Origin of the sequence: Corallococcus silvisoli, from assembly GCF_009909145.1 — a bacterium.
Classification (GTDB): Bacteria; Myxococcota; Myxococcia; order Myxococcales; family Myxococcaceae; genus Corallococcus; species Corallococcus silvisoli.
Map to the genome: position 1 here is coordinate 20,585 of NZ_JAAAPJ010000010.1, position 19,108 is coordinate 39,692.

Annotated in this window: 19 protein-coding genes; 16 read left to right on the forward strand and 3 right to left on the reverse strand. The window is 71.6% G+C overall.

What is annotated here, in order from left to right; all coding sequences use genetic code 11:
• The first annotated feature begins 1 nt into the window (after position 1).
• A complete protein-coding gene (gene queG, locus GTY96_RS20495) occupies positions 2 to 1,027 on the forward strand; it encodes a tRNA epoxyqueuosine(34) reductase QueG (RefSeq protein ID WP_161665561.1) in 1,026 nt (341 codons plus the stop codon).
• The gene (locus GTY96_RS20500) at positions 1,000 to 1,950 is read left to right on the forward strand and encodes a DMT family transporter (protein WP_143900470.1); all 951 of its coding nucleotides are present in this window, start codon (positions 1,000 to 1,002) and stop codon (positions 1,948 to 1,950) included. Before queG ends, GTY96_RS20500 begins: the two co-directional genes overlap by 28 nt.
• 319 nt (positions 1,951 to 2,269) lie before the next feature.
• On the opposite strand, the gene GTY96_RS20505 is transcribed toward GTY96_RS20500, so the two are convergent.
• Positions 2,270 to 3,115, reverse strand: a complete 846-nt coding sequence (locus GTY96_RS20505; RefSeq protein ID WP_161665562.1) for a hypothetical protein — start codon at positions 3,113 to 3,115, stop codon at positions 2,270 to 2,272.
• A gap of 95 nt (positions 3,116 to 3,210) precedes the next feature.
• Here GTY96_RS20505 and GTY96_RS20510 point away from each other — a divergent pair, with 95 nt between their 5' ends.
• Positions 3,211 to 4,101: an MTAP family purine nucleoside phosphorylase gene (locus tag GTY96_RS20510; protein ID WP_161665563.1), complete on the forward strand. Its 891-nt coding sequence runs from the start codon at positions 3,211 to 3,213 to the stop codon at positions 4,099 to 4,101.
• Between the two features lie 108 nt (positions 4,102 to 4,209).
• Complete coding sequence (locus GTY96_RS20515; RefSeq protein WP_143900464.1) at positions 4,210 to 5,259, forward strand: YihY/virulence factor BrkB family protein; 1,050 nt, start codon at positions 4,210 to 4,212, stop codon at positions 5,257 to 5,259.
• A gap of 25 nt (positions 5,260 to 5,284) precedes the next feature.
• Here the strand turns inward: GTY96_RS20515 and GTY96_RS20520 are convergent, their stop codons facing one another.
• Positions 5,285 to 6,106: a M48 family metallopeptidase gene (locus GTY96_RS20520; RefSeq protein WP_143900462.1), complete on the reverse strand. Its 822-nt coding sequence runs from the start codon at positions 6,104 to 6,106 to the stop codon at positions 5,285 to 5,287.
• Positions 6,107 to 6,279: 173 nt separating this feature from the next.
• Between GTY96_RS20520 and mutM the strand changes: the two genes are divergently transcribed.
• The 9 genes from mutM to GTY96_RS20565 all read left to right on the forward strand — a co-directional run bounded on the left by mutM (position 6,280) and on the right by GTY96_RS20565 (position 14,993).
• On the forward strand, positions 6,280 to 7,170 hold the full coding sequence (mutM, locus tag GTY96_RS20525; RefSeq protein ID WP_143900460.1) for a bifunctional DNA-formamidopyrimidine glycosylase/DNA-(apurinic or apyrimidinic site) lyase: 891 nt from the start codon (positions 6,280 to 6,282) through the stop codon (positions 7,168 to 7,170).
• Positions 7,171 to 7,249: 79 nt separating this feature from the next.
• On the forward strand, positions 7,250 to 9,112 hold the full coding sequence (locus tag GTY96_RS20530) for a TIGR04551 family protein (protein WP_235685749.1): 1,863 nt from the start codon (positions 7,250 to 7,252) through the stop codon (positions 9,110 to 9,112).
• 2 nt (positions 9,113 to 9,114) lie between these two features.
• Entirely contained in the window at positions 9,115 to 9,342 is a 228-nt protein-coding gene (locus GTY96_RS20535; protein WP_143900456.1) for a hypothetical protein, read from the forward strand.
• A complete protein-coding gene (gene lysA, locus GTY96_RS20540) occupies positions 9,339 to 10,580 on the forward strand; it encodes a diaminopimelate decarboxylase (RefSeq protein ID WP_161665564.1) in 1,242 nt (413 codons plus the stop codon). Before GTY96_RS20535 ends, lysA begins: the two co-directional genes overlap by 4 nt.
• Positions 10,581 to 10,596: 16 nt before the next feature.
• On the forward strand, positions 10,597 to 11,484 hold the full coding sequence (dapA, locus tag GTY96_RS20545; RefSeq protein WP_143900452.1) for a 4-hydroxy-tetrahydrodipicolinate synthase: 888 nt from the start codon (positions 10,597 to 10,599) through the stop codon (positions 11,482 to 11,484).
• A 14-nt stretch (positions 11,485 to 11,498) separates the two neighbouring features.
• Positions 11,499 to 12,317, forward strand: coding sequence for a 4-hydroxy-tetrahydrodipicolinate reductase (gene dapB / locus GTY96_RS20550; protein ID WP_161665565.1), 819 nt, complete (start codon positions 11,499 to 11,501; stop codon positions 12,315 to 12,317).
• Positions 12,314 to 13,081: a fumarylacetoacetate hydrolase family protein gene (locus GTY96_RS20555; protein WP_143900448.1), complete on the forward strand. Its 768-nt coding sequence runs from the start codon at positions 12,314 to 12,316 to the stop codon at positions 13,079 to 13,081. The genes dapB and GTY96_RS20555 overlap by 4 nt, the downstream gene beginning before the upstream one ends.
• A complete protein-coding gene (gene folK / locus GTY96_RS20560; RefSeq protein ID WP_161665566.1) occupies positions 13,078 to 13,617 on the forward strand; it encodes a 2-amino-4-hydroxy-6-hydroxymethyldihydropteridine diphosphokinase in 540 nt (179 codons plus the stop codon). Before GTY96_RS20555 ends, folK begins: the two co-directional genes overlap by 4 nt.
• On the forward strand, positions 13,614 to 14,993 hold the full coding sequence (locus GTY96_RS20565) for a tetratricopeptide repeat protein (RefSeq protein ID WP_161665567.1): 1,380 nt from the start codon (positions 13,614 to 13,616) through the stop codon (positions 14,991 to 14,993). The genes folK and GTY96_RS20565 overlap by 4 nt, the downstream gene beginning before the upstream one ends.
• Before the next feature lie 7 nt (positions 14,994 to 15,000).
• Here the strand turns inward: GTY96_RS20565 and GTY96_RS20570 are convergent, their stop codons facing one another.
• Positions 15,001 to 16,071, reverse strand: coding sequence for a KpsF/GutQ family sugar-phosphate isomerase (locus tag GTY96_RS20570; RefSeq protein ID WP_161665568.1), 1,071 nt, complete (start codon positions 16,069 to 16,071; stop codon positions 15,001 to 15,003).
• Positions 16,072 to 16,207: 136 nt separating this feature from the next.
• Between GTY96_RS20570 and fsa the strand changes: the two genes are divergently transcribed.
• The 3 genes from fsa (at position 16,208) to GTY96_RS20585 (ending at position 19,108) form a co-directional block, all read left to right on the forward strand.
• Positions 16,208 to 16,864: a fructose-6-phosphate aldolase gene (gene fsa / locus GTY96_RS20575; protein WP_143900440.1), complete on the forward strand. Its 657-nt coding sequence runs from the start codon at positions 16,208 to 16,210 to the stop codon at positions 16,862 to 16,864.
• A 148-nt stretch (positions 16,865 to 17,012) separates the two neighbouring features.
• Positions 17,013 to 18,149: an acyl-CoA dehydrogenase family protein gene (locus GTY96_RS20580; RefSeq protein ID WP_143900438.1), complete on the forward strand. Its 1,137-nt coding sequence runs from the start codon at positions 17,013 to 17,015 to the stop codon at positions 18,147 to 18,149.
• A gap of 161 nt (positions 18,150 to 18,310) precedes the next feature.
• Positions 18,311 to 19,108 carry an electron transfer flavoprotein subunit beta/FixA family protein gene (locus tag GTY96_RS20585; RefSeq protein ID WP_143900436.1) on the forward strand — a complete coding sequence of 266 codons (798 nt, stop codon included), beginning with the start codon at positions 18,311 to 18,313 and terminating at the stop codon, positions 19,106 to 19,108.

Here is a 19,108-nt window from a genome sequence, read left to right on the forward strand (position 1 = left end):
CGTGTTCTCCACCCAGCTCCCCACCGCCCGGCTCCGGGAACTCGCCCAGCAGGTGGGCTTCGACCTCATCGGCTTCGCGCGCGCGGAGCCCATCCCCCCGTCGTCGCTGCTGTCGTGGCTGGAGGCCGGCTACGACGCGGACATGGACTGGATGGGGTCGCGCGCGGAGGAGCGGCTCGACGTGTCGGTGCTCCTGCCGGGCGCGCGCACGGTGCTGTCGTTCGCGAACAACTACTGGCGGGACGACGCGCCGTCGCAGGGCTCGCCCATCGCCCGGTACGCGCGGGGCCGCGACTACCACTCCACGCTGCGCGACCGGATGAAGGCGTTCCGCAAGACGCTCAATGCCTGGTACCCGGGGCTGGGCTCCTACGGCGGCGTGGACAGCGGGCCCATGATGGAGAAGGTCTGGGCCGCGCGCGGGGGCCTGGGCTACGTGGGCAAGAACGGGTGCCTCATCACGCCGACGCACGGCTCCTGGGTGCTGCTGGCCACGCTCATCCTGGACGCGGAGGTGGACGCGTACGCGGAGGGCCCGGTGGCGGACCGCTGTGGCTCCTGCCGGCGCTGCCTCATGGCCTGTCCCACGGGCGCGCTGGTGGGCCACCGGCAGGTGGATGCGCGCGCGTGCCTGTCGTACCAGACCATCGAGAACCGCGAGCGCGAGGTGCCGGAGGCGTTCCGGTGGAAGTTCGACAACATCATCTTCGGCTGCGACATCTGCCAGCAGGTGTGCCCGCTCAACCGCAAGCCGGTGTTCGCGGAGGACGCGCGCTTCACGCCCCGCGCCGTGGCGTCGCTGGGCACGCTGGAGCTGGCGGCGCTGACCCCCGAGCAGTACCAGGAGCTGATTCCCGGCACGGCGCTGGCCCGCGCGCGGTACGACGGCTTGAGGCGCAACGCGGTGTATGCACTGGGGGTCGCACGGCAGGCGCACGCCCGGCCGTTGCTCGAAAAACTCAGCGACGACGGCAGCGAACTGGTACGCAGCGCCGCACGATGGGCGCTTCTCCAGATGGAGTCGTGACACCGGCCAGCGTGACGCCGCCGCTCGGGCGGGTGTACGCGGCGCTGGGGGCGCAGGTGCTGATCAGCTCGGGCACGTACCTGGCCGCCAAGCGGGCGATGACGGAGCTGTCGCCGTTCACGGTGGTGCTGTGGCGCTTCCTGGTGTGTGGCGCCGCGTTCGTGGCGCTGCTCGCGCTGATTCCGGGGCCCCGGGTGCCGCCGCGCGGCGCCTGGAAGCGCGTGGCGCTGCTGGGGTTGATGGGCGGGCCGGTGAACCAGACGCTGTTCTTCTCCGGCCTCTCGCGCTCCACGGCGTCGCACGCGGCGCTCTTCTACGCGCTCACGCCGCTGGGCGTGTACGTGGCCAGCCTGGTGCTGGGGCGGGAGCGGGCGTCGTCGAGGACGACGGCGGGCATCCTCACCGCGCTCATGGGCGTGGTGGTGCTGCTGTTGGGGCGGGGGCTCGCGAGCGCGCGCGGCACGCTCGAAGGCGACCTGCTCATCCTGGCGGCGGTGGTGGCGTGGGTCGTCTACACGACGGAGGGGCGGCCCCTGGCGACCGAGCACGGGCCGCTGCGGGCGACGGCGTGGACGATGACGGTGGCCACGCTGCTCCAGCTTCCGCTCATCCCGTTCGTGCTCGAGCCCGGGCAGGTGTGGGCGGCGAGCGCGGCGGCGAAGGGCTCCATCGTGTACCTGGGCCTGATGACGTCGGTGGTGGCGTACCTGCTCTGGTCCTACGCGCTGTCGAAGGTGCCCGCGTCGCGCGTGGCCATCTTCTCCAACCTCCAGCCGGCGGTGACGGCGCTGGTGGCGTGGCTCTTCCTGGACGAAGCGCTGCACTGGGAGCTCGCGCTGGGCGGCGCGTTGGTGCTGGTGGGCGTGCGGCTGACGCAGACCGCGCCGATGAAGCCCTCGCCGGTGGTGGTGCCCGCGCGCTGAGGCGTTGACCCGCGAAGGGACGGGGCCGCACGCTCGCGCCCATCCCGCGCTCCGGAGAGGACCTGCTGAAGGTCGAGGCCCGCCCGTGGCTGCTCACCGCGCCGACGGGGATGGGGGGCTCCATCGAGAGTGCAACGACGGACAGGAGCGCGGCGACGTCTGCGTGTCGCCCTTCTCGCTCTGGCGGCGCATCCTGGATGAGGAGCGTGAGCGCGCGGGCCGAGCGCGCACCCGCGCGGGCGTGTCCCGGCGCATGAGTGGACGGCGCCTCCAGGCGGCGCCATCCGGGCGCGAGCGTCACGCCTCGCGCGGCCTGTCGTCAGTCGCCGTTCGGGTCCCAGTCGGAGATGTCCTTCTTGGGCTCCGGCGGCGGGGTGGGGCGGGGCGGCGGGGCGGGGCGGGCCGGTTCCTTCTTCGCCACTGGCGGGGGCGGCGGAGGCAGGTCTTCATCCTCCGTGGCGCTGGGGCGGCTCGGCTGCGCGGGCTCGGCCACCACGGGCTTGGGTGCTGGCTTCGGCGCGGGCGGCTCCGCTCGCGGCGGGGGTGTGGCTCGCGGCGGCGGCTCGGCGAAGGCTTCGATGTCGGGGGACTCGGAGCGCTCGGGCTCGGGCGCCACGGCGGGTGATGGCGGGGGCGGCGTGCGCGCGGGGGCGGGCTCCGTCGCGCGGGCCGGGACCGCCGCCGTCTGACGGGGGTTGCCCTTCGCGGACTTGCGCTCCGTCTCCGCGTCCGACGCGCGGTAGCCCTTGCGCTCCAACTGCTCGGGGGGCGGGTCGTCGTAGGCGTCGCGCACGGGGCGCCCGCGCACCGGCTTGTTCTCTTCGTCGCCGAATGGGTCGTCCTCGCGGCGGCGGTCCTTCTCCTCGATTTCGCGCAGCTTGGCCGCTTCCGTCTTGCCGGGGCGGCGCTCGGCGGCGGCCTCTGGCGCGTCCGGGGCCCGGTTGTTCACCGCGTTGAACTGCCGGGCGCACTGGGTGCGCTTGTTCGAGCAGTCATCGAAACAGCGGGTCAGCTTGCGGATGACGCTGCCGTTGCCGCCGTACTCGATGGTGCAGTCCTCCTTGCACGCGGCGGCGTCCTCCTCGCAGCCCGGCGGGACGGGGCCGGCCAGGGCAGGGGTGCCGAAGAGGAAGGCGAGGGCGACGAGGCGCGGAAGAAGACGCATGGCAAATGTGAAAGCTACCAGTCTTCCGCGCTTCCTGGGCGAGCCCCCCGCGATATCGTCAGGCCCGCGCCCGGCGACCGGGCGAGGGGAGACGCATGCCGGCGGTCAAGGTGGGCATCATCGGGGGCCACGCCCTCTACCAGGCACTGGGACTCCAGGGCCGGGGCGAACACCTCTCCGTGGAGACGCCCTTCGGGCCCCACAGCACCCCGCTGGTCGCCACGGAGCTGGAGGGCGTCCCCGCCGTCTTCGTCTTCCGCCACGGCCAGGGCCACGTCCACAACGCCACCCGCGCCCCCTACCGGGCCAACCTCTTCGCCTTGAAGACGCTGGGCGTCACCCACGTCGTCGCCACCGGCACGGTGGGCAGCCTGCGCGAACCCCTCCAGCCGCTCCACCTGGCCCTGCCGGATCAGGTCATCGACCGGACCTACCGCCGCCCCTGCACGTTCTACGACGACGTCGCCGTGCACGTGGAGCTGGCCCAGCCCTTCTGCGCGACCCTGCTCCAGACCCTCAACGACGCCGCCCAGCGAAGCGACACCGTGGTGCACCCCACCGGCACCTACGTGTGCATCGAAGGCCCCTCGCTCAGCACCCAGGCGGAGAGCCAGCTGTACCGCACGTGGGGCGGGGACATGGTGGGCCTCACCGCCATGCCGGAGGCGCGGCTCGCGCGCGAAGCGGAGCTGCACTACGCCTTCGTCGCGCTGCCCACCGACCACGACTCGTGGCGCCCGCGGCCCGTGGGCCAGGAGCCCGAGGCGCTCCTGTCGCAGTTCACCCAGCGGCTGGACGCCGTCACCGCCCACGGCGCCGCGCTCCTGCGCCGCGCGCTGCCCCGCATCGCCGCCACCCCCGCCGCCTGCCGCTGTGACAGCGCGCTCGCGATGGCCATCTTCACCGACCGCACCCGCATCCCCGCGGAGGTGAGGAGCCGCCTGCGCCCCCTGCTGGGCCGCTACCTGCCCTCCGGGCTCGTCTAGCGCTGAACACCCGGCGCCTTCGGGGCCGAGCGCCCGCCCGGCCGCCTGCTGCCGAACGCCCGGTCCGTTCCCACATTGCCTCCCCAACAGACCCGGAGGGGGCGTCACATGGGGCTGCCACGGCTCAAGTACCTGACGTGGAGGGAGTTCGCGCGGCGCTTCTGGAAGGAGATTGAAGAGGACACCGTCACCGACGTGGCGGCGCAGCTGTCGTACTACTTCATCTTCTCCCTGTTCCCCTTCCTGTTCTTCCTCGTCACGCTGGTGGCGTACCTGCCGTTCGCGCCCGGCGCGGTGGACGCGATGCTCGACCGCCTCCGCCCGCTGATCCCCGGCGACGCGCTGGGGCTGGTGAGCCAGCACCTCACGTCGCTCGTCGCGGAGACGCGCCCCAAGCTGCTCACCCTGGGTCTGCTCGTGGCGCTGTGGTCCGCCTCGCGCGGCGTGGACGCCCTGCGCAAGGCGCTCAACCTGGCCTACGACGTGTCGGAGTCCCGGCCCTTCTGGAAGACGCAGGGGCTGGCGCTGCTGGTGACGCTGGCGGGCAGCCTGGTGATTCCCCTGTCCTTCGCCGTCCTGCTGCTGGGGGGACGCTTGGGGGCGTGGGTCGCGGACAAGCTGGCGCTCATCGACGAGTTCCACCTCGTCTGGTCCTGGCTGCGCTGGCCCTTCACCGCGGCGCTGGTGATGCTGATGCTGTCGCTCTGCTACTACCTGCTGCCGGACGTGAGGCAGCGCTTCAAGTACATCACCCCGGGCTCCGTGGCGGGCACGCTGGCGTGGATGGGCAGCACCTGGGGCTTCACCCAGTACGTGGACCACTTCGGCAAGTACGACGTCACCTACGGCTCCATCGGAGGCGTGGTGGTGCTGCTCCTGTGGCTCTACCTCTCCGGGCTCATCTTCATCCTCGGAGGGGAGCTCAACGCCATCCTCGAGCACGCCTCCGCGCAGGGGAAGGCCAAGGGCGCGCGAGACTTCGGCCAGCCCGCGCCCCTGGAGGCGCCCCTCAAGACGCCCGGCGCGGCCAAGAGCGCCAGCAGCGCCCGGAAGACGCGGCGGGCCCTCTTCTGGCGCGGGCGCCGCGTGGCGGAGGGCCAGGACCCGGAGCCCCCCGGCCCGCGCACGGACGGGAGCGAGCCCCCGCCCGCGCACTGAGGGCGGGGCCCGGAGCGTCGGCGGTCTACTTGGGCAGCTTCGCCTGGATGGCCGGCAGCCCGCCCGGGGCGTTCCGGTTCCCCTTGAGGCCTTCCTGCGCGATGAGCTTCTGCAGGTGCGCGATGCGGTCCTTGTTCGTGGGGTGCGTGGAGAGCCACTTGAGCGCGGCGGGCTGGGCGCCCTGCTGCTTCTCCAGCTTCTCGAAGAAGGTGATGAGCCCGCGCGGGTCGAAGCCCGCGGCGGCGGCGTACCTCGCGCCGTACTCGTCCGCCTCCGTCTCCTCGCTGCGCCCGTGCGCCAGCTGCAGTCCGCCGCCGGCCAGCTGCGCGGCGATCTGCGCCGCGGTGCCGGGGTTCTGGCCCAGCGCCACCTGGGTGATGGCCTGCAGGCCGTAGGCGTTGATCATCGCGCGCGCGGAGTGCCGGCCCACCACGTGGCCCGCCTCGTGCGCCATGACGCCCGCCAGCTCCGCCTCGGTGTCCGCCGCCAGCAGCAGGCCCGTGTAGACGTAGAGGAAGCCGCCCGGCGTGGCGAAGGCGTTGACCGTCTTCGGGTCGTTGATGACGTTGACCTTCCACTTCACCCCGGAGCGGTCCTTGTTCGCCTGCGCGAGGATGGGCGCGGAGATGCCCCGGACGTACTCCAGCACCTGCGGGTCCTCCACGTACTTGATGTTCTCCTTCGTCTCCAGCTCCTGCTTCACCTGGAGGCCGAGCTGGTTCTCCTGCTCGTCGGAGATGAAGACCTGCGCGAGCGCCTTCTCCGCGCCCACGCGCTGCTTCGCGCAGCCCGTGGTGAGGCTGGAGGCCAGGGTGAGGGTCAGCAGTGCGGTGACCATCCGTTGCATGGGCGAGTCGTCCCTTCTCTGAGGTGGAGGCGTGTCCGGCCCGTCGTAGCCGCGCCCCCCACGCCCGGGCAAGCACCTTCCCGGGGCGCCTTGCTCCGTTGGAAGGCGGACCTCCTGCTCGCCTGGACCCGGGACATGCGCGCGCGGCGGGCAGGTGCTATGTGCCCGGGCGGATGCCTGAGCTACCCGAAGTGGAGATCGCCCGGCGCAACCTGGAACGCTGGTTCAAGGGCCGCCGCATCGTGCGGGCGGAGGCGGACGCCACGCGCGTCTTCCGGGGCGCGGAGCTCGCCCGCTTCACCCGGCTCACCGGCCGGGTGGAGGCCCTGGAGCGCAAGGGAAAGTACCTGCTCATCACCCTGGAGGGGGGGCACGGCCTGATGGCCCACCTGGGCATGACGGGCAAGTTCGTCCGCCGCGCGCAGGGCGAGCCCGTCCCCCACAGCCGCGCCCGCTTCTTCCTGGATGACGGGCACGTGGTCCACTTCAGTGATCCGCGCCTCTTCGGCCGGATGGAGCCCGTGCCCGCCGAGGACTTGTGGGCGCTGCCCTCGGTGAAGGCCCTGGGCCGCGACCCCCTGACGGAGGGCCTCACCGGCCCCCAACTCCAGGAGGCGGTGGGGGACTCCAAGCAGGACCTGAAGGTGGCGCTGATGGACCAGGGCCGCGTCGCGGGCCTGGGCAACATCCACGCCGCGGAGGCACTCTTCCGCGCGGGGCTCCACCCGGCCCGCAAGCCCGGCACCCTCACGCCCGACGACTGGAAGCGCCTGGCCCAGGCCATCCACGCCGCCTTCGACTTCGCCTTCCAGGAGCAGGAGGGCGAGGACATCACCTACCTGGAGGAAGCGGGCTCCGTGAACCGCTTCCGCGTGTACGGGCGGGCGAAGGGGCCGTGCTCGAAGTGTGGAACCCCCGTGGAGTCCTTCACCCAGGGTGGGCGCACCACGCATTTCTGTCCGAAATGCCAGCCGCTCCCGCGTGTTGGCGCCCGGCCCTCGGGGGCGCCCAAGGGCAAGGCCCCCTCCGTTACCCGTGAGAAGCCTCGTTCCCGTAGACGTTGACACCCCTGGGGGGCATGGCTTGAATCGCCCGCCCTTTACACCCGGCCGCGTCATGTCGCGGCCCCGGAGACCGTTGACCATGCCTCATGTCCTGCTGGCGGCGCTGCTCGTCGCCTCGTCCACGGCCACCGCGCAGACGCCGGTGCCCGATGGTGGCACGCCCGCCGCGGCACCCCACGAGTCGGCCTCCGCCGAATCGCCTTCCCCCGCGCCCCCCGCCGTCTCCAACCCTGAAGGGGGCATCAGCCGCGAGGAGCTGGAGCAGCGCCTGGAGGCCACGCGGCAGGAGCTGCGCGAGGACATCCGCGCCCAGACGGCGACCCAGGCCGTGGCCAACAACGACTGGCAGGAGGAGTGGACGGAGGAGAAGCGCAAGCTGGAGCTGTTCACGCTCGACGGCTACCTGCGCGTGCGCCCCACGCTCTTCTACAAGTTCGACCTGGGCAAGCCCGCGCTCCCCGCCGGCACGCCGCTGGGCCGCCAGTTCTGGACGCGCTCGCCGCGCTCCGCCTCCGAGAAGACCCAGGCGGGCGCCAACATGCGCTTCCGCCTGGATCCGTCCTTCAACGTCTCCGAGGACGTGCGCATCAAGGCGCAGGTGGACGCGCTGGACAACATCCTCCTGGGCTCCAACCCGGACAGCGCCTACAGCGGGGACGGGCGCAACAACTTCACGCTCTTCTCGGAGAACCAGACCCCGTCGGACTCCGCCGTCAACGCCTTCAAGGACTCCGTGCACGTGCGGCGCGCGTACGGCGAGGTGACGACGCCCGTGGGCATCCTGCGCTTCGGCCGCATGGGCAGCCACTGGGGCCTGGGCATGCTGCGCAACGACGGCAACTGCCTGGACTGCGACTACGGCGACACGGTGGACCGCATCCAGTTCGTCACGGAGCCCTTCCCCGGCTGGTACATCACGCCGATGCTGGACTTCAACTCGGAGGGGCTCTCCACGGAGAAGGCCGCCTCCCTGGGCGAGCCCATCGACCTGACCCAGTCCGACGACAGCCACAGCCTGGTGCTGGCCATCGCGCGGCGCGACACCGAGCAGCAGCAGCAGGCCAAGCTGGACAACAACCAGGGCGTCCTCAACTACGGCCTGTACTTCACCTACCGCACGCAGCGCTACGCGACCCTGACGGAGACGGGCACCCCGTTCGACGCCGCCAACCCGCCCATCCCGGTCGTCACCACCGCGCCCACGTTCGTGCCGCGCGGCGCCACGCTGTACATCCCGGACCTGTGGTTCAAGTACGCGGAGAAGAAGTTCCGCATCGAGGCGGAGTTCGCCGCGCAGCTGGGCACCATCGGTGGGCGCGCGCTGACGGCCCAGGACCCCACCAGCCAGTCGCTGCGCATCGCGCAGTTCGGCGGCGTGCTCCAGTCGGAGTTCCACGTCATCGAGAACAAGCTGCACCTGGGCGTGGAGGTGGGCTTCGCCTCCGGTGACAAGGCGCCGGGCTTCGGCAACTACCCGGGCCGCCAGGGCTCCGGCACGGACGGCAACACCGCCCCGGGCGACCTGGAGGGCCGCCAGTACAGCTGCGACGCCGGCGGCTGCAGCGACAACGCCATCCGCAACTTCCGCTTCAACCGCGACTACCGCGTGGACCTCATCCTGTGGCGCTCCATCCTGAATGGCGTCACGGATGCGTTCTACGTGAAGCCGGGCCTCAAGTACTCCATCGCGGAGGGCTTCGACGTCTACGGGAGCGTCATCTACTCGCAGGCGTTCTACGCGCAGTCCACGCCGTCCTCCGTCAACAAGGCCCTGGGCCTGGAGGCGGACGTCGGCGCGCGCTACATCACGGAGGACGGCTTCGTGGCGGGCATCGACTACGGCATCCTCTTCCCGCTCGACGGCCTGAAGGACGTGGGGCAGATCGGTCAGCAGCTCAGCACCGCGCACGCCATCCGCGGCATGCTGGCCATCCGGTTCTAGCCATGCGCTCCACCCTCCTGCGGCTGGGGGCCGCCACCGGCCTGACGTTCCTGCTGGTGGCGTGCGGCATCAAGGGCAGCCCCCGCGCCCCCCGTCCCGCGCCCGCGGCCACGCCGGCGCCTCCGGCCACGCCGGAGACGGTGCCCCCGCAGGAGCCGCCGCACGGACCCGTGGAGCCCTCCGGCCCCACGGTGCCGCCGTCCACGACGGAACCCGAGCTGCCGCAGTGAGCGCCTTCGCCTACCGGAAGGGGCTGCTGCACGCGGAGGAGGTGCCCCTGTCCGCCATCGCGGACGCGGTGGGCACGCCCACGTATGTCTACGCCACCGCCGCCCTCGCGGAGCGCTTCCGCGAGGTGACGGAGGCGTTCCAGGGCCACCCGCACCTCGTCTGCTATTCGGTGAAGGCCAACTCCAACCTGGCCATCCTCCGCCTCTTCGCGGGGCTGGGCAGCGGCTTCGACATCGTGTCCGGCGGCGAGCTGGCGCGCGTGAAGCAGGCGGGCGGCGCCCCGGCGAAGACGGTGTTCGCGGGCGTGGGCAAGACGCCGGACGAGATGGCCCAGGCGCTGTCCCAGGGGCTGCTGCTCTTCAACGTGGAGAGCGCGGAGGAGCTGGACGCGCTGGACGCGGTGGGCCGCCGGTTGGGGAAGCCCGCGCCCTTCGCGCTGCGCGTGAACCCGGACGTGGACGCGCGCACGCACCGCTACATCGCCACCGGCCTGAAGACGTCCAAGTTCGGCGTGCCCTTCGAGGAGGCGGTCGCCCTCTACGCGAAGGCGAAGAAGTGGAAGGGGCTGAAGGCGCTGGGGCTGGACTGCCACATCGGCTCGCAGCTCACGCGCACCGCGCCCGTCAAGGCCGCGCTCACCAAGGTGGCGGACCTCTACGTCACGCTCAAGGCGAAGGGCCACGCGCTGGAGTACCTGGACGTGGGCGGCGGGCTGGGCATCACCTATTCGGACGAGACGCCGCCCAGCGCCGGGGAGTACGCGCGCACCGTGCTGGGCGCGGTGGCGCGCACCGGGGCCACGCTGCTCCTGGAGCCGGGGCGTTCGCTCGTGGGCAACGCGGGCGTGCTGCTCACCCGCGTGCTGTACCGCAAGCCCACCGAGGCGCGCACCTTCGTGGTGGTGGACGCGGGCATGAACGACCTGCTGCGCCCGGCGCTCTACGAAGCCCACCACGCGCTCCAGCCGGTGGTGAAGCGCCGCGGCCGGGACGTGGAGGTGGATGTCGTGGGGCCGGTGTGCGAGTCCACCGACGTGCTCGCGAGGGCTCGCCCCCTGGTGCTGCCCCGCCAGGGCGACCTGTACGCCTTCATGAGCGCCGGGGCTTACGGGATGAGCATGGCTTCCACCTACAACTCGCGGCCCCGGCCGGCGGAGGTGCTGGTGGATGGAGCGGCCTGGCGTGTCGTCCGGGAGCGCGAGCGCGTCGAGGACCTCTGGCGCGGCGAGCGGGCCTGAACGTATAAGCGCCGGCATGAAGACCTTCGAAGGCTCCATGACGGCGCTGGCCACCCCGTTCCGCGAAGGGGTGCTGGACGAGGGGGCCTTCCGGGCCCTGGTGCGCTACCAGCTCGAAGGCGGCACGGACGTGCTGCTGCCCATGGGGACCACCGGCGAGGCGGTCACCCTGGACGCCGACGAGCGCGCTCGGGCCATCGCGGTGGTGGTGGACGAGGTGAAGGGCCGCGTGCCGGTGGTGGCGGGCGCGGGCAGCAACAGCACGAAGGAGACCGTCGACTCCGTGCGCCGCGCGCGCGAGGTGGGCGCGGACGGCGCGCTCATCGTCACGCCCTACTACAACAAGCCCACGCAGGCGGGGCTGGTGGAGCACTTCCGCGCCATCGCGAAGGCGAACCCGGGCTTCCCGCTCATCGCCTACAACGTGCCGGGCCGCACGGGCGTGGACCTCCTGCCGGAGACGGCGCTGCGCCTGTGCGACATCCCGGAGGTCGTGGCGCTGAAGGAGGCCACGGGCAACCTCATCCGCGCGGTGGACCTGGTGGAGAAGTGCGGCGACCGGTTGACGCTCCTGTCCGGCGACGACTTCACGGTGCTGCCCTTCATCGCGTGCGGCGGCAAGGGCGTCATCTCCGTGTCCTCCAACGTCGCGCCCCGGATGATGGCGGACCTGGTGGCGGCGGCGCGCAGCCACGACATCGCGAAGGCGCGCGGCCTCCAGGTGCGGATGAACGCGCTGCACCGGCTGCTCTTCGTGGAGTCCAACCCCATCCCGGTGAAGTGGGCGCTGCACCTGATGGGGATGTTCGGCCCGGAGCTGCGGCTGCCGCTGGTGCCCCTGGGTGACGCGAACGCCGCGAAGCTGAAGGACGAACTGGCGGGCCTGGGACTGTTGAAGGCCTGAAGGGACCGCACGCCATGACCCGCACCGTCATCACCGGTATCTCCGGCCGCATGGGCGGCACGCTGCTGCGCCTGGCGCGGGCGGCGAGCGACCTGTCGGTGGTGGGCGCGACGGTGCGCCCGGGCAGCGCGCTGGCGGGGCAGGACGCGGGGCTCGTGGCCCGGCTGGGCGCGCCGCTGGACGTGCTGGCGGTGGACGACCTGGGCCGCGCGCTGGACGGCGCGAAGGCGGACGTCGTCGTGGACTTCACCGGCCCGGAGGCCACGCTCGAACACGCGCGGCTGTGCGCGGAGCGCGGCGTGGCGCTGGTGGTGGGCACCACGGGCTTCACGCAAGAAGGCCTGGCCCGGCTCCAGGCGCACGCGCGCACGGTGCCCATCGTCGCGGCGCCCAACATGTCCGTGGGCGTGAACCTGGTCATCCGCATGGCCGCGGAGCTGGCGCGCGTGCTGGGGCCCTCGTTCGACGTGGAGGTGCTGGAGGCGCACCACCGCATGAAGAAGGACGCGCCCAGCGGCACCGCGCTCAAGCTGGCGGAGGTGCTGATGGACGCGCTGGGCCGCACGCGCGACGACCTCACCTTCGCGCGCGAGGGGCAGACGGGCGCCCGGCCGCCGGGGGAGATTGGCGTGCAGGCGCTGCGCGGCGGGGACGTGGTGGGCGAGCACACCGTCTACTTCTTCGGCGAGGGCGAGCGCATCGAGCTCACCCATCGCGCGACGAATCGTGATCAATTCGCGCAAGGCGCGCTGAGGGCCGCGCGGTGGGTGGCGGGCCGCGCGCCGGGACTCTATGACATGGCCGACGTGCTCGGCCTCCAGGGGAAGACATGACCGCCCGTTACTGCCGCTTCCAGGTCGAGGGCCGCGCCAGCTACGGCCGCGTCGACGGCAACGAGGTGGTGGTGCTCACCGCCGCGCCGTGGGCCGGGGGCAAGGAGACGGGCCTGCGCCGGTCGCTCCAGGGGCTGACCCTGCTCACGCCCTCGGACGCGTCGAAGGTCGTCTGCATCGGCCAGAACTACCGCAAGCACGCGGAGGAGATGGGCAAGCCCATCCCCACCGAGCCGCTCCTCTTCACCAAGCCCTCCACCGCCCTCAACGGCCCCGGGGCGCCCATCCGCATCCCGAAGGCGAGCCAGGAGGTGCACCACGAGGCGGAGCTGGCGCTCGTCATCGGTGAGCGCCTGAAGAACGCCGACGAGGCCACCGCCGCGCGCGCCATCTGGGGCCTCACCGCCTTCAACGACGTCACCGCGCGCGACATCCAGCGCAAGGAGATCCAGCACACCCGCGCCAAGGGCTACGACACCTTCGCCTGCGCGGGCCCCTGGGCCGTCACCGGCCTGTCCCCGGCGGACCTGCGGGTGGTGTGCCGGGTGAACGGGCAGGTGCGTCAGGATGGCCGGACGTCCGACATGGTGTTCAGCCCCGCCCGCCTGGTGTCCTTCATCTCCCACATCATGACGCTGCTGCCGGGCGACCTGGTGAGCACGGGCACGCCTTCGGGCGTGGGCGTGCTGGTGGCGGGGGACACGGTGGAGGTGGAGCTGGAGGGAATCGGAACCCTGGTGAATCCGGTTGAGATGGAGCCTTGAGCGCGACCGTCTATGTAGGTCTGGGTTCCAACGAGGGCGACCGAGAGTCCCACCTCGTGGCCGCCCTCTCCGCGATGTCCTGCATCGACGCGGTGTCGGTGAGTGGCTGCTCGTCCCTGTATGACACCGCCCCGGTGGGCCCCGCGCAGCCGCGCTTCCTCAACGCCGTGGTGGCGCTGGAGTGCGACCTGACGCCGCAGCGCCTGCTGTGCATCCTCCAGCGCATCGAACAGGACCTGGGCCGCCACCGGCTCCAGCGCTGGGGCCCGCGCACCATCGACCTGGACATCCTCCTGTGGGACGAGGAGGACCACTCCGTCGTCGCGGACGCGAACCTCCAGGTGCCCCACCTGGAACTGCACAAGCGCCGCTTCGCGCTGGAGCCCCTGGCGGAGCTGGCCCCCCAGGCGCGGCACCCGGTGCTGGGCGTGACGGTGCAGGAGTTGCTCGCGAAGCTCGCCCCCCAGGACGTCCGCAAGCGCGAGGCCCTGTACTGGCCCGACATGGGCGCCCGTTTCCCCGTCCACGAACTATGAGCCTGTCCCTCGTCCTGGCCACGGCCGCGCTGCTCGCGGCCGAGCCCACCCCCCTGCCTCCCGGCCACCCCACGATTCCGCCCGGCACCCAGGCGTCGCCTACGACGGGCGCGGCCGCGAACGGCGCGCTGCCGGCGGGCCACCCCACGATTCCCGCGGGCACCCAGGCGTCGCCCACGATGGGCGCGGCCGCGAACGGCGCGCTGCCCCAGGGCCACCCGGCGGTGGACGGCAACCGGCTGCCGCCGTCCGCCGAGGAGCTGATGAAGCAGCTCGACTCGTCGGAGGGGCTGCGCGAGCGGGAGAAGACCTTCGAGATCGCCCTGTCGCTGGGCAAGCTCTACTACGCGAACGGCCGCAACGCGGAGGCGCTGGCGTACCTGGGCCAGGCGCAGGCCAAGTCGGACGGCGTGCGCGCGCTGTTCCTCGCTTCGAGGAAGAAGCTGGGCAAGACGCCCGTCGCCACCGCGGAGGCCGCGAACTGCGGCTTCACGCCGGGCCAGGCGCTGGACGCGATGGAGGCCGTGGCGCAGGCCCGCGCGAAGGCCGGCGACACCGCGGGCGCCGCCGCCTGCGCGCGCGCCGCCCTGGCCCCCGCGCTGGAGGTGGACGTGGTGCGCGGCAACGCGCTGTACCTCCAGGGCGACAGCGCCAACGCGCTCAAGGCGTACGCGCGCGTGCTGGAGGTGGACCCCCGCCAGGAGGAGGCCCTGTACGGGCACTCCTCGCTGCTCTTCGAGACGCAGGGGGAGAACCTCCAGGCCCTCAAGTCCGCGCGCGAGGGCTTCGACGCGCTGGTGACCGCGAACCCCGAATCCCAGCGCGCGCCCATGGCCCGCGAGCTGAGCCAGCGCATCGAGGAGACGCTGAAGGCGGGCGGCCGCAAGAAGTGGCTCGCGTCGCGCGCCGCGGATCGCCAGGTGCGCCTGTCCCAGTCCCCCGCGCAGGCCGCCGCGCTGCCGCCGGACGCGCCGCGCCCGCTGACGCCGGAGATGGTGGACGCGGTGAAGAACACGGAGCGCACGCCGGAGCTGGAGGCGGGGCTCGCGAAGCTGGTGGACGAGGGCGAGGAGCACCTGGCCCACGGCCGCTACCAGGAGGCCCTGGCCAACTACACCCGCGTGGTGCCCTTCCAGCCGGAGAACGGCCGCGCGAAGGCGGGCATGGCCTGGGCGCTGGTGGGCCTGGGCCGCCCCATGGGCGCGCGCGTGTGGAGCGTGGCGCTCCAGTCGGACGCGGGCGCGGTGGAGACGCTGGGCGACACGCTCCTCGCCAAGGGCGACGCGAAGGGCGCGAAGGCCCTCTGGGAGAAGATGACCCAGGACGCGCCGGACTACCCGAACAAGGCCTCGCTCCAGGCGAAGCTGTCGCGGTAGCGCGCCGCTAGAAGAACTTCGCGGCCAGCAGGTCCTGGACGTCGAGCAGGCCCACGGCTCGGCCCTCGACGTCCACCACGGGGAGCTGGTCCACCCGCAGCTCGCGCATCTGCGCGGCGGCGGTGAGCACCAGCGTCTCCGGGGTGATGCAGCGCGGGCGCTTGCCCATCACCTGCCGCACCGGCACCTCGAAGTCCGTGTGGCCCCGCTCCACCAGCCGGCGCAGGTCGCCGTCCGTGAAGATGCCCTCCAGCTTCCCGTCGCGGTCCACCACGCACGCGGCGCCCGGACGGCCCGGCGTGTTGGTCATCACCACCACCGCCTGGGACAGCCGCGCGGTGTCCAGCACCAGCGGGTTCGCGGGCCCCGTGCGCATCAGCTCGAAGACGCGCAGCACGGAGCGCCCCAGCTTCCCGCCCGGGTGCAGGAGCGCGTAGTCGTCCCGCCCGAAGGGCCGCGAGCGCAACAGGGTCATCGCCAGCGCGTCGCCCATCGCGTGCAGCGCGGCGGTGGACGCGGTGGGCACGAGCCCCATGGGGCACGCCTCCTCGATGCGGCCGATGTCCAGCACCACCTCCGCGCCCTTCGCGAGCGGGCTGTCCACGTCCCCGGTGAGCGCCACCACCGGCGTGCCCATGCGCTTGAACAGGGGCAGCAGGCGCAGCAGCTCCTCCGTGCTCCCGCTGTTGGACAGCGCGAGGATGACGTCGCCCGGGGCCACGCGGCCCAGGTCCCCGTGCACCGCCTCCGCGGGGTGGAGGAACACGGAGCGCACCCCGGTGGACGCCAGCGTGGAGGACAGCTTCTGGCCGATGTGGCCCGCCTTCCCCATGCCCGTCACCACCACCTGCCCCGCGCACTCCCGCACCAGCCTCAGCGCGTGCAGGAAGGCGTCCCCCAGCCGCTCCGTGGTGCCCAGGATGGCGCGCGCCTCCGCCTCCAGCACGCCCCGCGCGTACGCGAGCGAGGCCTCCGCGTCGGCGTCCCGGGCCTGGGGCCGGGCGGAGGCGGGGGACGCGCGGCCGGGGAGGGCGCGCAGGCGGGGCTTCTTGGCGGTGGAGCGGGGGGCGCGGGCCATGGATGGGCGCTACCTCTACTCCAGCCTCCGCGTGGGCGGCCATCCTTGACGCATGGGGGGGCCTGGGCTACGGCCTGCCCGCCCGGCCGCCCGTGGCCGGGGAAACCTTTTTCACCACCCGAACCAAGGGGACGAGATGAAGTTCTTCATCGACAGCGCGGACGTCGAGGAAATCCGCAAGGCCCATGCGATGGGCTGCGTGGACGGCGTCACCACCAACCCGTCGCTGCTGGCCAAGGTCGGCCGCGGGCTGGAGGAGACCATCCGCGAGATCTGCTCCATCGTGGACGGCCCCATCAGCGCCGAGTGCGTCTCGCTGGACGCCCCGGACCTCATCAAGGAGGGCCAGGGCCTGGCGAAGATCCACGACAACGTCGTGGTCAAGATTCCCATGGGCGTGGAGGGCATGAAGGCCGTCAAGGCGCTCACCGCCGAGGGCATCCGCACCAACGTCACGCTCTGCTTCTCCGCCAACCAGGCCCTGCTGTGCGCCAAGGCCGGCGCCACGTACGTGTCGCCCTTCGTGGGCCGGCTGGATGACATCTCCCAGGACGGCATGGAGCTCATCGCCCACATCCTGGAGATCTACCAGAACTACGACTTCACCACGCAGGTGCTGGTGGCCAGCGTGCGCAACCCCGTGCACGTCCTCCAGTCCGCGCGCCTGGGCGCGGACGTGGCCACGCTGCCCTACAGCGTCATCACCCAGTTGGCCAACCACCCGCTCACCGACAGCGGCATCAAGAAGTTCCTCGCGGACTGGGAGAAGGTCCCCAAGCAGGCGAAGCCGTAGCCCCATGGGTCCGTGACCCCTCCCCCCGGGCCGTTCCGGTGTTCCTGGAACGACGGGGGGAGTCACACGGGGGCTGGCGGTCCGGCGGCGGGAGCGGTATGGCAGGGAAGCGGATTGATATTTGAATCAACCCTCCCGGAGCCGTTCCATGGATTTCCAGCTCAGCGAGTCCCAGCGCGCGTTGCAGGATGCCGCGCGCAAGTACGCCCGTGACGTGGTGCGCCCCAAGGCCCCCCACTACGACGAGACGTCGGAGTTCCCCCGAGACCTCATCTCCGCGGCGTTCGAGCTGGGCCTGCTCAACATGGCCATCCCGTCCGAGTACGGCGGCGTGGGCCTGTCGCACCTGGAGCAGGTCATCGTCTGCGAGGAGCTGGCGTGGGGCTGCGCGGGCGTGGCGACGTCCATCATCGCCAACGACCTGGCCAACCTGCCCATCATCCTGCACGGCACGGATGAGCAGAAGAAGCGCCTGCTCGCCCCCTTTGGTGAGAAGTTCAAGCTGAGCTGCTTCTGTCTGACGGAGCCCAGCGCGGGCTCCGACGTGGCGGCCATGAGCACCACCGCGCGCCGCGAGGGGGACGAGTACGTCCTCAACGGCAGCAAGTGCTTCATCACCAACGGCGGCTACGCGGATCAGTTCACCGTGTTCGCCACGCTGGACAAGGGCAAGAAGCACAAGGGCATCACCTGCTTCGTCGTGGAGGGGCGGCCCCAGGGGCTGACCACCGGCAAGCACGAGAACAAGATGGGCCAGCGCGCGAGCAACACCACCACCGTCACCTTCGACGAGGTGCGTGTCCCGGTGGCCAACCGCATCGGCGAGGAGGGCGAGGGCTTCAAGGTCGCCATGGCCACGCTGGACAACAGCCGCCCGCTCACCGCCAGCATCTCCGTGGGCATCGCCCGCGCGGCGCTGGAGCACTCGCTGGAGTACTCCAGCCAGCGCCACACCATGGGCAAGCCCATCCGCGAGCACCAGGGCATCCAGTTCATGCTGGCGGACATGGCCATGAACACCCACGCCGCGCGCCTGCTCACCTACGAGAGCGCGCACGTGCTGGATGAAGGACAGCGCAACACCCTCCAGTCCAGCTACGCGAAGTGCTTCGCCGCGGACATGGCCATGAAGGTCGCCACCGACGCGGTGCAGGTCTACGGCGGCTACGGGTACATGAAGGAATACCCGGTGGAGAAGCTGATGCGCGACGCCAAGCTCATCCAGGTCTACGAGGGCACGAGCCAGGTGCAGCGTCTGGTCATCGCGAAGGAACTGTTCAGGTAGAAAAGCAAAACTGTGCCCGGCGGGGCTTTCCCGTTGCCGCCGCCGTGCGCGGATGTCTATTACTCCGGCCCTGATGCGCGACGCGTCAAGCACGCGTCGCGCCCGGTGCCGCTCGAAGCCCATCCACTTTTCAAGCACTCCCCACAGAGGAGAAGCCCGCCGTGAAGATTCTCGTCACCGCCAAGCGCGTGGAAGATCCCGAGTCGAAGATCAAGGTGAAGCCGGACGGCTCGGACATCGTGAAGGAGGGGTTGAAGTACAAGATCAACCCCTTCGATGAAATCGGCGTGGAGGAAGGCCTGCGCCTCGCGGCGAAGCACACCGGCGAGGTGGTGGTGGTCTCCATCGGCGGCAAGGAGGTGCAGGAGCAGCTGCGCCACGCGCTGGCCATGGGCGCCAACCGCGCCATCTGGGTGAACCACACGGGCCCGTTGGATCAGCTGGGCATCGCGGGCCTGCTCCAGAAGGTCGCGGAGAAGGAGAAGCCGGACATCGTCCTCTTGGGCAAGCAGTCCATCGACGACGACCAGAACCAGGTGGGGCAGTACCTGGCGGAGTTCCTGGGCTGGGGCCAGGCCACGTTCGCCTCCAAGGTGGAGTCGCTGGAGAGCGAGCAGGAGAAGGGCAAGGTCCCGGCGGTGGTGCTGTCCGCGGACAAGAAGAGCGTGCAGGTGGTGCGTGAAGTGGACAACGGGCTCGCCACCCTGGAGGTCCAGCTGCCCGCGGTCGTCACCACGGACCTGCGCCTGAACCAGCCGCGCTACGCCAGCCTCCCGGGCATCATGAAGGCGAAGAGCAAGCCCATCGAGGAGCTGACCCCGGCGGGCCTGGGCGTGGACGTGGCCCCGAAGATCCAGGTGCTGAAGCTGGCGTCGCCTCCGGCGCGCAAGGCGGGCATCAAGGTCCCGGACGTGGCCACCCTGGTGGAGAAGCTGCACAACGAGGCGAAGGTCGTCTGA

Coding starts and splice junctions, on each gene's coding strand:
- GTY96_RS20555 (WP_143900448.1), top strand. CDS start 12,314: ATGACCGCCCGTTACTGCCGCTTCCAGGTCGAGGGCCGCGCCAGCTAC.
- GTY96_RS20565 (WP_161665567.1), top strand. CDS start 13,614: ATGAGCCTGTCCCTCGTCCTGGCCACGGCCGCGCTGCTCGCGGCCGAG.
- GTY96_RS20515 (WP_143900464.1), top strand. CDS start 4,210: ATGGGGCTGCCACGGCTCAAGTACCTGACGTGGAGGGAGTTCGCGCGG.
- GTY96_RS20580 (WP_143900438.1), top strand. CDS start 17,013: ATGGATTTCCAGCTCAGCGAGTCCCAGCGCGCGTTGCAGGATGCCGCG.
- fsa (WP_143900440.1), top strand. CDS start 16,208: ATGAAGTTCTTCATCGACAGCGCGGACGTCGAGGAAATCCGCAAGGCC.
- GTY96_RS20570 (WP_161665568.1), bottom strand. CDS start 16,071: ATGGCCCGCGCCCCCCGCTCCACCGCCAAGAAGCCCCGCCTGCGCGCC.
- mutM (WP_143900460.1), top strand. CDS start 6,280: ATGCCTGAGCTACCCGAAGTGGAGATCGCCCGGCGCAACCTGGAACGC.
- GTY96_RS20510 (WP_161665563.1), top strand. CDS start 3,211: ATGCCGGCGGTCAAGGTGGGCATCATCGGGGGCCACGCCCTCTACCAG.
- GTY96_RS20530 (WP_235685749.1), top strand. CDS start 7,250: ATGCCTCATGTCCTGCTGGCGGCGCTGCTCGTCGCCTCGTCCACGGCC.
- dapA (WP_143900452.1), top strand. CDS start 10,597: ATGAAGACCTTCGAAGGCTCCATGACGGCGCTGGCCACCCCGTTCCGC.
- GTY96_RS20520 (WP_143900462.1), bottom strand. CDS start 6,106: ATGCAACGGATGGTCACCGCACTGCTGACCCTCACCCTGGCCTCCAGC.
- GTY96_RS20505 (WP_161665562.1), bottom strand. CDS start 3,115: ATGCGTCTTCTTCCGCGCCTCGTCGCCCTCGCCTTCCTCTTCGGCACC.
- GTY96_RS20500 (WP_143900470.1), top strand. CDS start 1,000: ATGGGCGCTTCTCCAGATGGAGTCGTGACACCGGCCAGCGTGACGCCG.
- GTY96_RS20535 (WP_143900456.1), top strand. CDS start 9,115: ATGCGCTCCACCCTCCTGCGGCTGGGGGCCGCCACCGGCCTGACGTTC.
- dapB (WP_161665565.1), top strand. CDS start 11,499: ATGACCCGCACCGTCATCACCGGTATCTCCGGCCGCATGGGCGGCACG.